This is a genomic window from Rhodococcus sp. C3V (assembly GCF_029269915.1).
Classification (GTDB): Bacteria; Actinomycetota; Actinomycetes; order Mycobacteriales; family Mycobacteriaceae; genus Rhodococcus_F; species Rhodococcus_F qingshengii.
This window is the reverse complement of record NZ_JARJBE010000002.1, coordinates 206,237-222,467: the sequence shown is the minus strand read 5'-3', so window position 1 is coordinate 222,467 and position 16,231 is coordinate 206,237. Positions and strand designations below refer to the sequence as shown.

Annotated in this window: 14 protein-coding genes; 4 read left to right on the top strand and 10 right to left on the bottom strand. The window is 61.7% G+C overall.

Annotation, left to right across the window (positions count from 1 at the left end; genetic code table 11):
- Positions 1-125: 125 nt before the first annotated feature.
- From P3G66_RS06020 to P3G66_RS06005, 4 genes are all read right to left on the bottom strand, one after another.
- A complete protein-coding gene (locus P3G66_RS06020; protein WP_207623864.1) occupies positions 126-1,031 on the bottom strand; it encodes a hypothetical protein in 906 nt (301 codons plus the stop codon).
- 126 nt (positions 1,032-1,157) lie between these two features.
- Positions 1,158-2,516, bottom strand: a complete 1,359-nt coding sequence (locus P3G66_RS06015) for an L-serine ammonia-lyase (protein WP_276116311.1) — start codon at positions 2,514-2,516, stop codon at positions 1,158-1,160.
- Positions 2,513-3,727 (bottom strand): amidohydrolase, encoded by a 1,215-nt coding sequence (locus P3G66_RS06010; RefSeq protein WP_047271326.1) that lies wholly within the window; start codon positions 3,725-3,727, stop codon positions 2,513-2,515. The genes P3G66_RS06015 and P3G66_RS06010 overlap by 4 nt, the downstream gene beginning before the upstream one ends.
- 52 nt (positions 3,728-3,779) lie before the next feature.
- On the bottom strand, positions 3,780-5,045 hold the full coding sequence (locus P3G66_RS06005; protein ID WP_276116310.1) for a DUF3100 domain-containing protein: 1,266 nt from the start codon (positions 5,043-5,045) through the stop codon (positions 3,780-3,782).
- A 214-nt stretch (positions 5,046-5,259) separates the two neighbouring features.
- Between P3G66_RS06005 and P3G66_RS06000 the strand changes: the two genes are divergently transcribed.
- The gene (locus tag P3G66_RS06000; protein WP_270922995.1) at positions 5,260-6,258 is read left to right on the top strand and encodes an Lrp/AsnC family transcriptional regulator; all 999 of its coding nucleotides are present in this window, start codon (positions 5,260-5,262) and stop codon (positions 6,256-6,258) included.
- Positions 6,259-6,294: 36 nt separating this feature from the next.
- Here P3G66_RS06000 and P3G66_RS05995 read toward each other — a convergent pair whose 3' ends face one another.
- From P3G66_RS05995 to ppk2, 4 genes are read right to left on the bottom strand one after another with little or no spacing between them, the layout of a single operon-like run.
- Entirely contained in the window at positions 6,295-7,260 is a 966-nt protein-coding gene (locus P3G66_RS05995) for an endonuclease/exonuclease/phosphatase family protein (RefSeq protein WP_047271332.1), read from the bottom strand.
- Positions 7,261-7,308: 48 nt separating this feature from the next.
- The gene (locus P3G66_RS05990) at positions 7,309-9,003 is read right to left on the bottom strand and encodes a SulP family inorganic anion transporter (protein WP_162113629.1); all 1,695 of its coding nucleotides are present in this window, start codon (positions 9,001-9,003) and stop codon (positions 7,309-7,311) included.
- Positions 9,004-9,020: 17 nt separating this feature from the next.
- Positions 9,021-11,762, bottom strand: coding sequence for a cation-translocating P-type ATPase (locus P3G66_RS05985; RefSeq protein WP_276116309.1), 2,742 nt, complete (start codon positions 11,760-11,762; stop codon positions 9,021-9,023).
- Positions 11,763-11,789: 27 nt separating this feature from the next.
- Positions 11,790-12,620 carry a polyphosphate kinase 2 gene (gene ppk2 / locus P3G66_RS05980; protein ID WP_228402274.1) on the bottom strand — a complete coding sequence of 277 codons (831 nt, stop codon included), beginning with the start codon at positions 12,618-12,620 and terminating at the stop codon, positions 11,790-11,792.
- 191 nt (positions 12,621-12,811) lie between these two features.
- Between ppk2 and P3G66_RS05975 the strand changes: the two genes are divergently transcribed.
- Together P3G66_RS05975 and P3G66_RS05970 are read left to right on the top strand one after the other, a co-directional pair.
- Positions 12,812-13,063, top strand: coding sequence for a hypothetical protein (locus P3G66_RS05975; RefSeq protein ID WP_007734945.1), 252 nt, complete (start codon positions 12,812-12,814; stop codon positions 13,061-13,063).
- Positions 13,064-13,196: 133 nt separating this feature from the next.
- Positions 13,197-13,574 (top strand): SHOCT domain-containing protein, encoded by a 378-nt coding sequence (locus P3G66_RS05970; RefSeq protein ID WP_003942794.1) that lies wholly within the window; start codon positions 13,197-13,199, stop codon positions 13,572-13,574.
- Here the strand turns inward: P3G66_RS05970 and P3G66_RS05965 are convergent.
- A complete protein-coding gene (locus P3G66_RS05965; RefSeq protein WP_276116307.1) occupies positions 13,552-14,997 on the bottom strand; it encodes a hypothetical protein in 1,446 nt (481 codons plus the stop codon). The two genes, P3G66_RS05970 and P3G66_RS05965, sit on opposite strands and share 23 nt — an antisense overlap.
- Before the next feature lie 75 nt (positions 14,998-15,072).
- A complete protein-coding gene (locus P3G66_RS05960; RefSeq protein WP_007734954.1) occupies positions 15,073-15,471 on the bottom strand; it encodes a hypothetical protein in 399 nt (132 codons plus the stop codon).
- Between the two features lie 162 nt (positions 15,472-15,633).
- Here P3G66_RS05960 and P3G66_RS05955 point away from each other — a divergent pair, with 162 nt between their 5' ends.
- Positions 15,634-16,227 (top strand): GNAT family protein, encoded by a 594-nt coding sequence (locus tag P3G66_RS05955; RefSeq protein ID WP_050656477.1) that lies wholly within the window; start codon positions 15,634-15,636, stop codon positions 16,225-16,227.
- Positions 16,228-16,231 lie beyond the last annotated feature (4 nt).

Below are 16,231 nucleotides of genomic sequence, written 5' to 3'. Positions count from 1 at the left end.
AGTCGAACTCTGCCTGCCCGAGGGCACTCACACATCGACCCCGGGTACGGCAGACGCAGTCCCCAGGTACCTCCTCAACCGGTACCGGGGGACTACGGAACCCTGGCCTGAACCCTTGACTTGGGTCAGAGTCCGCCGTCGAAGAACGCCGCCAGCGCGGGTGCCGGGTCTGCCGCGGTGCCCATATTTGCTACGCCGACAACGATCAATCCCAGCGTGAACAGTGCAGCGAGAAGACCGATCGACCCCGACACGAATCTCGTCCGTCGCTCGGATCGCGCCGTTCTCGCGAAGCGTGCCCACACGACCACAGTCACGGCCAGTGATATTGCTGCCGCGATCAGCGCGATCACCGCCATGGCCAAGTGATACCGCGCGAAGTCGCTGATTATCAGTTCGAGGACAGGGCTTTGCTGGTTTCCGGTGCCCGTCGACTGAGCGAGCTGTTGGCGGACCTGCCCGACAGTGTCGCCAGGTGCCCCATCCGCCTGGGCCACGGGCAACATCGAGATCAGCGAAGAGAAGGGTGCAACGACACCTTGGATATTTGCCATCACGAGTACCGAGGAAAACATCGCGAGGAGCGTGACCAGCCCTCCCGCCGAGACGAATGCGAGCTTCTTTCCAGCCGTCAGGGGGCCGGCGTTCACGAACGACGCCTTGAGCATCCGGCCGAGTGCGAGCAGAACCGTCAGCAGGATTACCGCGATCACGGCCTTGGCCACGTGGTACCGCAGCCAGTAGTCGACAGCGGACTCCAAGCTCGGCGAGAAGGCTTGGACACCGGAACTCCAGTATTCGACGAACGCGGCGCGGACCGTCTCGACGAGTTCTCCCTGGTCTGCGTACCCATCACCCGGCCTACTCGTCAGCATGCCCGGGGCGAGAACGAAGGCAGCGGAGAAACCGGCGACCAGCGCGATCAACGCGGCGATCTTGCGACCTGAGGACTGCGTCGAGCGCGACGGCCCCGCAGTGTTGTGCCGTGAAGAATTGTGCAGTGGGATTCCTCCAGCGTGATGAGCGATCATCTGGTCACCGTCCACAAAGTCATGTCACCGAGTGTAGAAATCGGTACACCGGACTTCATCGTTCGAGAGGATGATATTTCCGGCGACGGCGTCCGCCCGCCCTCGCCGCTGCCGTCGACATCCTCCTCAGCACTCGACGACATTGACGGCGAGCCCGCCTTCACTGGTTTCCTTGTAACGCACGGACATGTCGTTTCCGGTTTGGCGCATGGTTTCGATGACGGTATCGAGGCTCACCACATGCGTCCCGTCGCCGAGGTATGCGAGCTGAGCTGCGGTGACTGCAGTCGAGGCGGCTACGGCATTTCGTTCGATGCATGGGATTTGGACCAGGCCACCAACCGGATCGCAGGTCAGCCCCAGATGGTGTTCCATGGCAATCTCAGCGGCATTCTCGATTTGTCGTGGCGATCCGCCCATGACAGCGCACAAGCCGGCTGCCGCCATCACGCAGGCAGCTCCGACCTCGCCTTGGCACCCCGCCTCCGCGCCCGAGATCGAGGCATTCGCCTTGATGATCGATCCGATTGCGGCAGCGGTGAGGAGAAAGGTTCGAACGTCGTGAACACCGGCGCCCGCCGCACGTATGTGGTGGTATAGCACTGCCGGCACGATGCCTGCGGCACCGTTCGTCGGAGCCGTTACCACGCGGCCACCTGCTGCATTTTCTTCGTTGACCGCCATGGCGTAGACGGTCAGCCACTCGCGTGAGGAGGGTGCGCAGTTACGTTGTTCCAGTTGAATGTTCGCAGACCGTGCTCTTCGGCGAACTCCGAGACGCCCGGGCAATACACCTTCGGTCTGGGTGCCGCGTTCGATGCATGCGCGCATCGCGGACCAGATCGCGTCGATGCCGGTGAATGCCCGATCCTGGCCGTGTATCGCGATTTCGTCCGACAGTGCCAGTTCGGCGATAGTTCCGGAGCCGCATTCCGCCAGTAGCTCTTTCGCGGTTCGATAGCGTGAGTTGATCGAATGCGCGCTTGCTTGCGTCTCCGTTCCGGCACGCAGTACGAATCCGCCACCGATCGACAGATATGTACTCGTACAGACGATTTCGCGACCGCTGAAGGCGGTCAGTGTCATCGAGTTGGGGTGCCCGTGACGGCGAACGAGCGGCTCGAACACCATGTCCTCGTGAGTGAACACAACGTGCCCGAGTGAGCCGCCGACGAGCTTCACCGATCCGCCGTCCGAGAGCTCGGCCCAACGCCCGTGAACGTCGTTCGGCTCGCACGTTTCAGGATCCAACCCACGAAGTCCCGCGATCACCGCGTCGGGAGTGCAGTGCCCTATTCCGGTGGCGGCGAGAGAGCCGTGCAGATTGCAGCGAATTCGGTCGACCGACGCGGTCAAGCCGGCGTCGGAGAGCTCGCCGACAAAAGTGCGGGCGGCTCGCATCGGACCGACCGTGTGTGAACTGGAGGGCCCGATGCCGATGGAGAAGAATTCGAGCGCGGAAACATAGACGCCGGTGGTGCTCATTCGGCGCTCGTGACGGTAGTCGCTCCTGACTCGCGCTGGGCCGCAATCGTCAGGAGGTTGGAGCGCGAGTCCCCGGTGGCGGCTCGGATCACAGTGCGTGCCATTGCAATTGCTCCGTGCAGAACAGCTTCGTCGCCCGCTGCGGAGCGGGCATCAGCGGCAAACTCGATCGTGTGAGGAACTCCGGTAACGCCGCGTAACGCGATCATCGGGTGGATCGAGGGAACCACCTTCGACACATTGCCCATGTCTGTCGAGCCGCCGGTCAGGGGAGTTCGGGCGGCCGCGGTGCGGCCCAGGCTCGCGATCTCCTCGTCCCAGATCGTCGCCAGCACGCGATGTTGAACAAGCTCCTCGTAGCGCGGTTCGGCGCGTTCGGTCGACCAGGAGCAGTCGCTGGCCACAGCTGCGCCCTCGAAGCAGGAGAGCATACGACGCTTGGCGTCCAACAGCACGTCGAGTTCTGCGGCCCGAACTTCCGCTCGCACCAACGTCGAGGCCGGAATGATGTTTGTTGCTTCGCCGCCGTGCTCGACATAGGCGTTGAGCCTGACGTCGGACGGAAGTTGTTGACGGAGAAGTCCGATGGCGACCAAGGCGATCGTGGCGGCGTCGCCTGCGTTGATGCCCTTGTGTGGCGCAGCGGCCGCGTGTGCGGCTCTTCCGGTGTAGGTCACGTCGAACCGGTCGACTGCCTGCGTTCCGGTGACGGTGCAGCTGACGTCTTCACCTGCAGCGCCGTGGACCATGATCGACATCGCCGCGCCCTCCCATGCGCCACGTTCGAGCAGCAAGACTTTCCCGCCGCCATGTTCTTCGGCCGGCGTACCGAGAAGGACGACGGTCAGACCGTGTTCCTCCGCGACCTCTCCGAGCGCGATCGCTGCTCCCAGTCCGGCAGCGGCGATGACATTGTGTCCACACGCATGACCGATGTCGGGAAGGGCGTCGTACTCGGCGCAGACGACGACGCGGAAGGGGCCGGAGCCCCGCACCGCTTCGAATGCCGTCTCGAGGCCGTAGGCGGCGCGAGTAACCGTGAAGCCGGCTTCCTGTGCGGCGTCCGCCAAGAGGGCGGATGCCCGATGCTCTTCGAATGCCAGCTCTGGGTGAGCATGGATCGTGTGGCTGACATCGATGAGGCGTGATGCCCACTTCTCGATCGTGCTCGAAACCGAGTCTGTGCGGGTGCGGGTGTCAGCGATGGACATGGGTATTGGTTCCTTTCAACATCTTTGGTTCTCAGCGTTTTCGGGTGCAGTTCTAGTGCCAGAGGCCCAGCGCGAACTCCGCGACGACCACGGAAAGTAGGTAAGAGGCGAGGATCGCGACGATTCCGACGGGCACGATCTTCCAGCCGATCGTCTTGAGCAAGGGAAGGTCCTTGCCGAGGCTGAGACCTGCGACAGTCAAGGTGAGGGTGCAGATCGAGAGAAAGTCGACAGTCCCGACGGTGCTCGAGACGAAATCACCGATGGGGGACCACGGTGTTGTCGCCAAGGCGCCGATGGTGATGATGGCGATCATCGCCGCGATCTTGCCGCGGGTCAGGCGGGCCACGCCGACGCCCAGGAGCAACAATCCGGTGAGGATCAAGTAACCGACGATGATCGATCGAGATACGCCACCCGCTGCGATCGAAGAGACGATGACCCCACCGACGAACAGAATCGGAACGATGGTGGTCAGCGGCACGGTGACGCTCGGCGCAACCGCTCGTGGGGCAGTGTCGGCTTTCCGTTCGCTGGTCGTCTTCGAGCGCTTGGTGAGTGCGCCGTAGATTCGATCAGCAAGGGGGAGTGCGACATACATGCCGACATACACGCCGAGGAGGCCGGTGATGATGTTGGATGTGGCCGCCACGGCGAGTACCTGGTCGGCCATCTCGGGGTGCGCCGAAACGACGCTGGCGGCAGCGGCAGCCATCATCGAGCCGGATCCGACGCCGGCACCCATCGCCAACGCGAGGGGGTCGAAGATGTTGAAGGATGTAGCCAGTGACGCAATCAGGCTGATCAGCACGGCACCGAATAGAGTGCCGAAGACGTACATCGACAGGACTCCACGGTACTGGTCGGAATCGGGGCCGTAGCGTTCGCTGACCATCGCGAAGGAACCCTCGCGGTCGATGGAGAAGGTTGCTCCGACGGTGGCCGGCCCCATCCGAAGGAGTACCGCCAGCGGGAGTGCGAGAGCGATAGTGCCGAACAAGTGCCCCAATTCCTGCAGTAGCAGTGCGGGGCCCGCCTCGAACAACAATTGGATGTTCGGGCCGATGGTGAAAGACAACCTTGCACAAAGCAAGAGAACAGCCAGGCCCATGATTGCCGAGGCTGCAGCCTGAAGGTCGAGGCCGAGTGGTTTCCACTTCTGGCTCGAGACGACACCGCCGACAATCAGTCCCCACACCATGGGCAGGATCGTGATGGCGGCAGCGCCGACGGGAATCACTGCGGGGCCGACCAGTTGCGCGCCTGCCGCAAGCCCGAGGAGCAGAATCACCACGATCCACAGGCGTGGCGACCGCATGGCAAAAACGACTTTTTGCGTCGCGGTTTGATCGCTGACTGGGGAATCGTCATGCGAGACAGGGAATGCTTCGGTCATGTCGGTGTCTTTCTCGAGGGGGCGAACGAACGCAAGAAGTAAGGGTTCTCGAGGCTCAGGATTTGGTGGACTATTGATGTGATGAAGTTAGGATCGACGCGTTTCGATCCTGTTTCGGTGCAGCATTCTTTTGAAAGTGAGGTCCTCGGTGCAGGATCAGATGCTCAAGGACGACGATCTTCGGCTGTTGAACGCACTGCAGATCAGGCCGCGAGCGTCGTGGTCCGAGCTTTCACGCGCGATCGGTTCCGACCCGGTCACCCTGACCAGGCGTTGGGAGCGTCTGCACTCGCAAGGCATAGCGTGGATCGCTGCGTACCGTGGTGGACCCATCGTGTCGGCGACCGCACTTCTCGAGATCGAATGCGCACCGGCACAGACCATGAGCGTTGCCGAACAGATCGCGCACGATCCCGAAGTTCTCACAGTCGATCTCACAACCGGCAATCGGGATCTGCTCGTCACGCTCACCTGCACTGACCTCGATCAATTGTCCAGGTACGTGTTGGAGCGAACACAATCCCTGCCGATGATCACCGCGATGCGAACTCAGATCGTGTCCTCGGCGAACTCCGACGCGAGGAACTGGCGTCTACGTGCTCTCGATGCGGATGAAATTGCCGCGCTCGAGTCGGCCCCGGCGGGAAAGATTCGTGGTGTACGCGCCGGCGAAGAGGAACAGTCGCAGCTGTTCGACATTCTTTCTCGCGAACCACGTGTCACCGTCTCGGCACTCGCTGCGGCCCTCGGAGTCACGCCGGCTCGCGCTGGGGCGCTCCTATCTCACGAGCTGTCGACGGGGCGACTGGTCGTCCGCACGGAGATTGCTCGGCCCTACTCCGGCTGGCCGGTCTACGCCTGGTACTTCTTACGTCTCGACGGGCGAAAGGAGGCAATTGCTCAGCGCCTTTCGCACCTGCGTGAGGCGAGGCTTGTTGCTTCTACGATCGGCAGCTACGACATCGCATTGGCGGTGTGGCTGCGCTCGATCGACGACGTGCAGCGTCTGGAAGGTTATCTCGCCGACCAGTTTCCGGGCGTATCCGTGGTGGACCGGTCGATCGTCCTGCGTACGCCGCATCACCTGCATCGGACGATCGATGTGTCGGGTCGAAGCATGCCGAAGCACGGGTGATCCGCAACGCGTTCGCTCGGGTCGGGTGCTCTCCGACTAGTTGGGGATCGCCACGTCGACGATCAAGCCGAAGTGATCGGAACCTTCGATCTCGATCCGGTCGAGTGACTTCGCCTGTCCGCCCCGCAGAAGTACATGGTCGATGCCGACGATCGCGGGAAATTTCTTGTCCGCCGGATAGGTGCGCACGATGCCTACTCCCAATTGGTCTGCGGCATCGGAGTAGCCGACATCGAGGAGGTCACGGAATTGCTTGTGCGTGAATGTGGTGTTGAAGTCGCCACTGACGATGACGGTTTCCTCGGCGGCAGCAGCGTCGAGCGCGTTTCGCAAAGTGCTCAGCTCGGCAGTCCACACGTCGGGCGGGGTCACGTACGCCGGTCCGGGGTGAACCGCCAGAAGGGTGAACGGGGTCGAGAAGCCCACTTCGGCAACAAGATTGGTCGGTCCGAATCCGTTCAATTCCCGAGTTTCCGTCAGCGGATAACGGCTGTAAATACCGGCGCCACCCCCGCCGGCCTCGTCCGGTACCAAGTAGTGATGCGGCAGCAGTTGCTCGAGTCCTTGATCTCTGAGAGAGCCTTCGAGTGATGTGGTCAGTTCCTGAACCGTCAGGACGTCGACTGCCTTCTCGCGCACCGTCGCAGTCAAACTGGCGGGATCTGCCTGCCCGAAGAGAAGGTTTGCTTGCATTACGCGCAGAGTCGGCCCGTCGATTTCGGAACTGTTTGCCACATACAGTGGACTGATCACCGACGCGCCCACCGCAATCAGTACCACCGAGATCGCCAGCAGGATCCAGCGGCGAAAGACCAGGCATATCAGGGACGCTGCGAGTGTGACCGTAAGCAGTATCGGGACGAAGGAGGCCACGGCGATCAACGGGTTGATCGGCTTGGTGGAGTACAACGCGATCAGCGAGACAACGCCGACGGCGATACCGCCCACGCCGGCGACCTGAGCGATACGGCGTGCCGGAACATTGTCCGTCGTGAATCCCATACCAAACGGTACCCAATGCAGCCACGGCTCCCGACTGCCTGGCGTTTGTCAGTCGTCGGTTCGGGTGCGGAATGCGTTCACGGCGGCTTCGACGGTCGGGTAGAAGTGCGTCGAATCGAATCGATCCCCGACTCCGAATCGGATGAGTCGATCCTTGATCGGACCTTTCATCTCTGCGAATGCCAACCGAATTCCTTTGCCTTCGAGGAATGTATCCAGATCGACGAGTTCGTCGACTGCCGTTGTGTCGAGTCCGGTGATCGGTTCGGCGGCTATAACCACCCAGTCGACCGGATCTGGCGCCTTGGCGACGACGGAGCGAACGTACTCGTCGAAGATCTCGCCGTTCGCGAAAAACAGTGGCGCGTCAAACCTCACCAACACCAGGCCGGCGATGCGATGCCCATCTGGATGGCGTTCGATGTCGTGGAATCCGGCGGGTTCGCCCGTCTCGACGAGTTCGGTTCGATGTGGCTGCCATACCTGCGCGATGACCGCTGCGAAGGACAGTCCGATCGCAACAAGGATGCCTTGTAGCACACCGACCAGGGCGACGCCCAGAAACGCCGCGACGGCGAGGCCGAATTCCACGGTGCTCATGCGCCACATGCGGACCATGCCGCCCACGTCGATCAGTGCACACGCGGCGACGATGACGACGGCGGCCAGTGTTGCATCGGGCAGATATGCCGTGAGTCCGGGAGCGACGAGGACGAACACCAGGACCGCGAGCGCCCCGACGACGCCGGCCAATTGTGTGTGCGCCCCACTCTGTTCGGCTACCGGAGTTCGTGACCCGCTCGCCGAGATCGGGAACCCGCCGAACAGCCCGCCGGCCACGTTCGCGACACCGATCGCCTTCATTTCGGTACTGCCGTTCACGTCCTCGCCGTGGCGGGCGGCGAAGGTGCGCGAGAGAACGCCGGTGTCGGCGAAGGCAATCAATGCGATACCGGCGGCGGGCCCGATCAGATGGCCGACGTCCTGCCACGTGACTCCACCGACGGAAGGGATGGGGAGTCCTTCCGGCAGTGCGCCGACCATGCCGATGTCATCGGTGAGACCGGCGGCAGCGGACAAGACTATGGCCGCGACAACGGCCACCAGAACGCCGGGAACAACAGGTACCCAGAGCCGGAAGGCGACTATGACGACTAGCGAACCGACACCGATGGCGGCAGCGAGGGGGTCGACGTCGCCACCCACCAGGGCCTTTGAGATCCCGCCGATTTCACCGAGTAGACCGGACGCGTCGACGGAGAATCCGAGCAGCTTGGGAATCTGACCAACTACGACGACGAGTGCAATGGCATTGAGGTAGCCGAGACGGATCGGTTTCGAGAGGAGTTCGGTCACGAAGCCGAGACGAAGGAATCCGCCGATCACGAGGATGAGTCCGACAAGAATGGCGAGAACACCGGCTAGTGCAAGCGCATTCTCCGAATCGCCGACCACTGCCAGCGGTATGACCGCGGCGGCAATCAGCGGCGCCAGTGACGAATCAGGTCCGAGTACAAGGATTTTCGAGGGCCCGACTACCGCGTACGCGAGCAAAGGCACGATGGTGGCGTACAGCCCGGCGTACGCAGGCAACCCGGCGGCCTCGGCGTAGCCCATGCCTGCCGGGATGAGCAGGGCAGTCAAGACGAGTCCGGCAGTGACGTCTGTTCGCAACCACTCGCGGCGATACCCACGGGCAGTCGCGACGCCCGGTAGCCGACCTAGACTCTCCGCCCACATCATCGTTTGATTGTCCTCCCTCAGTGGAGCGAACGGGCGCGCTCGGGGGCAACCGCGGTGGTCGCAGGGAGGGGCGCAGGTGCCTGTGCGAGGCGGCGGCGTCGAATTGCCTTGTCCAACTCGACGACAACCGGGATGATCAGCGACCAACCCAGGCAGGCGAGCCACTGGGCGCCGGTCAGTGAGGTTGTCATGAGGAGGTCCTGGAGGACGCCCGCCTCGACGGCGAATACGGTCACGACCGTGGGGATCGTCAAGATCTTGATGGCACCGAGCACCGGTGGAACCACGCCGGACTCGGGATCACGCCGCATAGTCAGCCCCGCGAGAATCGAACCGAGAGAGAGCACTACGAATGCTGTGGTCATGGGAACATTCGCCTCGGAAGTACTCATTTCACCGGGTGCGAGAAGCATCGCCGCGAGTGTCACGGCAAATTGCAGGACACCGTACGCGAGCCACTGAGCGACTGCGCTTCGATGTGCGATCGGCATCTTGGGATCGCGCGGAGGCTTGTTCATCAGATCCGGTGGCGGCGGGTCGAGCATGATCACGGCGACGGGGAACAGTGTGATGAAGAAGTGCTGGAACAGCACCATCAGTGGCGTCAGTGCCACACCCTCGTTGATGTTGAAGATGCTCGCAGCGAGGAAGAGGAGAACCAAGGAGAAGAGTTTCGACATCTGGTACCGGATGTATGAGACGATTTTTCCGTAGATGTTGCGGCCCAAAGTGATCGCGGTGATGAGGGTACCGAAGTTGTCGTCGGTGAGCACCATCTTGCCCGCCTGTTTGGTCACCTCACTGCCCGAGCCCATGGCGACGCCGATGTCTGCCTTCTTCAACGCGGCGGCGTCGTTGACCGCGTCTCCGGTCATCGCGACGACGGCGCCACCGCTCTGCATGACATCGACCAAGCGAAGTTTGTCCTGCGGAGTGACGCGGCCGAACACGTGCAGGTTCGGCAACGCGGTCGACAGTTCTTCATCGGTCATCGCTTGCAACTCGCCGCCGCCCACCGAGCCCGGGCCGAGTCCGAGTTCGGCACCGATCGCTGCGGCGGTGATGGCATGGTCGCCGGTGATCATGCGGACCTCGATGCCGGCCCGGTGTGCGGTTCGCACCGAATCGACCGCCTCCGGACGCAGCGGGTCGATGATGCCTGCCATACCGACAAACGTCAGGTCCTCGACAAAGGACATGGGGTCGGCCACGACAGCGTCTTCCCGTCCGTCGAGGCGTCTGACCGCGAATGCCAGCACCCGAAGACCCTTTTCGGACATGGACTGATTTGCTGCCGTGAGTTCGTCTCGGACTTCCTCGATCGGGACCTGCCGACGGCCGGGGAGAAAGGCCGAAGAACACCGAGTGAGGACGACATCGGGTCCGCCTTTGACCAATCCGACGAACTGACTTACGCCGTCGACTTCGAGGTGGTGGTACGTGGCCATGAACTTGTACGCGGAATCGAACGGAACCGTCGCCACCCGCGGGTAGGTCCGTCTGGTGAGTGGGGCGTCGGCACCGATCTTTGCCGCGAGCACCACGAGCGCGGCCTCGGTCGGGTCGCCGACAACTTCCCCGGAATCGGAAACCGTTGCATCGCTGTCGAGACACAGTCCGTATGCGAGAAGGGTGAAGTCGGGTGGTGCCTCGCCGGCAACATGCGTGATCCTTCCCGCTTTGGCGTAGCCTTCGCCGTCGACCGTGTACCAACGGCCGTGGACGTACAGCGATCGGACGGTCATCTGGTTCATGGTCAGCGTGCCGGTCTTGTCCGAGTTGATTGCACTGGTCGCGCCGAGTGTTTCGACGTCGGTCAGGTTCTTCACGACGGCCTTGGCGTCGGCCAGTTGACGGGCACCGTAGGCCAGCATCGCCTGGACGAATGTTGGCAGGCCGGTCGGAATCGCGGACACTCCCATTGCGATACCAAGGAGCAGAAGCGTAGTCAGGTCCTGCCCACGAAGGAGCCCGATGACGACGATGACGATCACTGCCGTCCACGCGATGATTCCGAGAAGTTTGGTGAGAGAGTCCAATTCACGTTGAAGTGGCGACTTGCCAGGGGCGACCGCCGACAACATCGACGCGATCTGGCCTATCTGCGTCTGCATCCCGGTCTCGGTGACCACCATGGTCGCCGTGCCGCGGGTGACCGAGGTGTTCTGGAAGACCAGATTGCTGCGGTCTCCGAGCGGAATATCCGCGTTGTTCAGCGTATTCGGGTCCTTCGGTATCGGCGCGCTTTCCCCGGTCAATGCGGCTTCCTGCGTCTCCAGGGTGGTGGTGGCGAGCAACCGTCCGTCGGCAGCGATGATGTCTCCTGCCTCGACTTGGACGATGTCACCCGGCACCAGTTCGGTAGCGTCGAGTTGAATCAGGTTCCCGTCACGAATGACCCGTGCTTGGGGCGTCTGCATCTTGGCGAGGGCGTCGACGCTGGCCCGTGCCTTCAACTCCTGTCGAGTTCCGAGGACGATGTTGAGCACGACGAGCACCGCCACCACGATTGCTGTCGGCACTTCACCGATGGCGATGCTGACCGCGGCCACGGCGACGAGCATCAAGTTCATCGGATCTTTCAGCTGCAACAGCGCGATCGACCACGTCGACGGCGGTGGCGTCGAGGTGATTTCGTTCGACCCGTAGCGTCGTCGCCGTTGGTCGGCCTCATCCGACTGCAGTCCGCGCTCCGGGTCCGACTGCAGTACGGACACGACTGATTCGCCACTCTGCGCATGCCACGGCGTGGGGCTCATGACCGCACATCCTTTCCTTGGCGATCGTCAATACCGGGTCGGAATCCAGTGCAGCGGTTGTTTGGGCGTCTGGTAGCCGTGAGCCTTCTGCCGTTTCGGCAGGGTGATGTCCGTGGATTGCACGGGCTCGTAGGGGATCTGACTCAGAATGTGGCTGATGATGTTGAGTCGTCCGCGTTTCTTGTCATTGTTGTTTGCGACATACCATGGCGCCCAGCCGGTGTCGGTGAAGCGAAACATCTCGTCGCGGGCACGCGAGTAGTCGTACCAATGACTGAACGACTTCAGATCGAGATTCGACAGCTTCCAGATCTTTCGAGGGTCGTCGATCCGGCTCTGCAGACGTAAGAGCTGCTGTTCTTCGCTGACCTCGAGCCAGTACTTGAGCAGAATGACTCCCGATTCGACGATCGCGCGTTCGACGGTCGGAATGAGCTGGAGAAATTGATGTGCTTGTTCTTCGGTGCAAAAGCCCATTACTCGTTCTACACCGGCACGGTTGTACCAACTTCGGTCGAAGATGACGATCTCACCGGCAGCCGGAAGATGCGGGACGTAGCGCTGGACGTACATCTGCGAATGCTCTCGCTCGGTCGGGGCGGGTAACGCAACGACCCGGAACACTCGCGGACTCACTCGCTCGGTGATGGCTTTGATGACACCGCCCTTCCCCGCGGTATCTCGACCTTCGAATACGATGCAGACCTTGGCTCCAGACGATTTGACCCACTCCTGCAAAGCCACGAGTTCGCCGTGCAACGGCTTGAGTTTGCGGCGGTACACCTTGTTCTTCATCGGCTTTTCTGCCACGGGCGGCGCGTCGTCGGTAAGGGTCGACGGGGTGTCGTCGTGAAGAATCCGAGCGTTCTTTCCCACTTCCACTCCCTGGCATCATGAGCGCAACGCGAGCGCGCGGGGAACCGTCCGCCCTTATGTGTATGCCCCATATTCGGTGAACCTATTCTCTTCGCAATCGAGACCCGAATCGTGTTGTTTTCGAACCCTTTCCGAGTCTTGACGTGCTCGGCTGGACGGACGACCATTAATGGATGACTGGCGACGAAGAGTTGCTCCACGTCGAGCGGGTGATCACTCGCCTGATTTCCCGCTATCCCGCCGTTCCTCCACCGGAGATCGAAAACAGAGTGCGAACAATTCACCAGCGTTTTGCGGGATGTCGGATCCGCGACTTCGTGCCTCTTCTGGTCGAAAAGGCGGCCAGACAAGAGATCTCGGATCGGAGAATCGTGATTCCGATAATGGATGAGCGGTCGGCGAGTCTGAACTCTCTCGAGCTGTAGCCGGAACGGGGATCGTCGGCGCATACTGAAATGACCTTGGACCAGGGAGTTCTGGCCGAATGCAGGAGCTCAGGCGCGGAACGTCAGCCTCCCGAACTCCTGATGTGTAAAACCGAGTACAGGGAGCGTTGACATGGAAGGCTTCTGGGAATTCTTCTGGTTCATCTTCGTCTGCTTTGCCTTTGTGGCGTACTTGAGCGTGTTGTTCTCGATCATCACCGACTTGTTCCGTGATCACGAGACTTCGGGCTGGGCCAAGGCGTTGTGGATGATATTCCTCTTCGTCATTCCATTCCTGTCCGCGATGATCTACGTGGTCGTCAAGAATGACGGAATGACGAGGCGGTCGATGGAAGCCGCTCAACAGCACATACACGCGCAGAGTGATTACATTCGAAAGGTCGCCGGGAAATCGCCGACTCAGCAGATCGCCGACGCCAGAGAGCTTCTCGACTCAGGCGCGATCAACGAAGAGGAATTCCAGGCCATCAAGGCAAAGGCGCTGGCGTAGTTTTCGTATCTTCTGCCCCGGGCCTGGCGTCGTCGGTTCCGCCGTCGTCAGGCGCGGCGTCCTGCGCGGCGGCGCGTGCGGGACGAACCAATACTTCCAGTGCGACGAGAGCAACGAGCGCAATGACGACGATCCAACCAACGACCAATCCGGTGGGGTAGCGCCAGCAGAGCAGCAACAGTGCGGCGATGCCGATGATGGCACAGCGCAGTGGGATACGAAGCTGATTGGCCCACCGCTCCACCTGATTCGGCGTTCGGCCGCTTGCAGAATGCCGGACGAAGTCCAACGCCTGCCCGTAGCCTCGACGAACGGCGATCGCCGACGACGACCCACCGATCAGGTAGGCGCCGAGCCCCACCACCACACCGAGGAGCGCAACCGCGCGAAGGCTCGTCCGAAGCGGAACCAGAACTGTGTCGATGACAGCGGTGGCGGCGTCTGGCGAGAGGATATCGGTAGGGACACTGTCGAGGTAGATTGCACGTCCGATCAGAATTCCGATCGCAAGAACAAGCATTCCCAACGCAATCGACAGACCGACCAGGGACAGCGTACGAAGCCTGCGACCGGTTGGCGCAACGGCGACAGCGGCTGCTGCGCAAGCGATTCCCAACCACGGCAGCACCGCCGAGACCTTGTCGAGTGCCGAGACGGCTCGCTGCGCCTTCACCAGCTCGGGGGACTGGAAGAGAACAAACTCCTTGTCCACGGACGGGATTTTGTCTGCGAAAGCGAAGCCGCGGTCGGTCAGCGCCGTTTTCACCCGGTCGATGATCGTGCTCAGTGAAATGCTGACCGTTCCGCTCTGGTCGACCTCGACCGAGTCGGGTCCGTAGTTTCCGGTCATGACGGCGACGAGGGAGTTGTGCGCCGCTCGGTTCGCCTGAATCCAAAGGTCTTCGAACTGCTGCGTCCGAACGAGCGAGGCCACTGTGTCGTGGACGAAACTCTTCGCCTGGCCGGCGATCACCGGTGCCAAACCCACCAACGCCTGGTCCACGCGAGGGGCGTTGGCTTCGAGATTCGACACGTCCGTCAATGCTGTGAGTGCCTCGGTGGTGAGCCCTTCGACGTCGACGCGATCGAAGATCTCGTCCGTGACTTGATTCGTGATCTCCGCTTGCACGGCTGGATTCTCACCCAGTGGCGCTACCGTGCTGACGTAGCGGTCCGTGTCGAGGATCTGACTACGTACGAAGCGGGTGGTTACCGACAAGACTGCGAGCAGTGCGACCAGCACCAGCAGGATTGTCACCGCGGTCCACCGCAGCCCATGTCGAGGTGGTCGGGAGACTTTCTCGACGGTCGTTTCGCGGGCGCTGGGAGTCTGCTCGCGAAGTGTTGCTACCTCTTCGCGCAACCGGGCTAGTTCGGCACGTTCGTCCTCCTGGAGTGGTCCGTCGCTCGTGCCGTTTGCCATGATGGTCCTCCCGGGACGGAAACTACTGGCGCACAGTTGAAATGCTGAACTGCGAAGATGATTCGGCGGGTGACCTCAGATGACCTCGGGATTCCAGGTCGCGACGGCCCAGATGACGAATACGTCGAGCGCGATGATGATGATCGACCACCACGGCGAGTGGGGTAGCCACAGGAAATTCGCGAGGATCGACAGAGAACAGATGACTATCGCGCCTACCCGTGCCCACGTCGCGCCGGTGAAGAGCATGATTCCGACAGCGGTGACGAGCACACCGAGTACGAGGTGGATCCATCCCCACGAAGTGAGGTCGAATTGGTACGTGTATTCCGGGCCGACGACTGTCACGTCGTCCTCCGATATCGCCGAGATGCCTTGGAGGATTTCGAGCACGCCGACTGTGATGAGGAGAACGGCTCCGCCCAGCGCGCTTCCTTTTGCCACACCCTGCTTTACCAGTGAATCCTCGGACATGACCGCCCCTAGATTTCAAGCGCGAAATAGCCTGGCATATTTCCCTGTCCCGACCTTTTACGGTGGTGAAGTAGCCCGTCGGAGGGCAAATCAAACATTGAGCGCTGCACAGCATTGCGATATTCATTCGCCTACGAATTCGAAAGAACCTACCGTAACGGCATGGATATGGCGGACGTAGGTGTGGCGATGAGGCCTGCACCGGGTGTGATCCGGACGGACCGGCTGGTGCTCCGTACCTACCGCCCAGGCGATCACCGGGATCTTCTCACCTTCTACGGGCGCAGCGACGTATGCCGGTATTTGCTCAACGAACCCTGGAGTCTCGCGGAGGCTCGAGAGGCCGTGCAGACCAGAATGTCTCGCCGCGACCTGGCATCGGGCGCGGTGGCACTTGTTGTCGAGTACGGGGGCCGGGTTGTCGGAAGCGTGAGTGCTTGGCGAGTCGAAGAATCTGATTGCACAGCCGAAGTCGAGCACACCGCCGAACTCGGGTGGGCATTTTCGCCCGAGTTCGGCGGCCGAGGATTCGCGACGGAAGCAGTGACCGCTCTGATCGACCTCGCGTTCGCGACACCCCGATTGCGCCGCGTGGTCGCGCGAATGGATTCGAGAAACGAATCCTCGGCGCGACTCGCGCAGCGGATCGGTATGAGGCGAGAGGGACATTTTCGGCAGAACGCGTGGATCAAGAACGAGTGGACCGACACCGTGGTTTTCGCGACACTTCGCGGTGAGTGGCCTTCAGTTGCTTGATCAG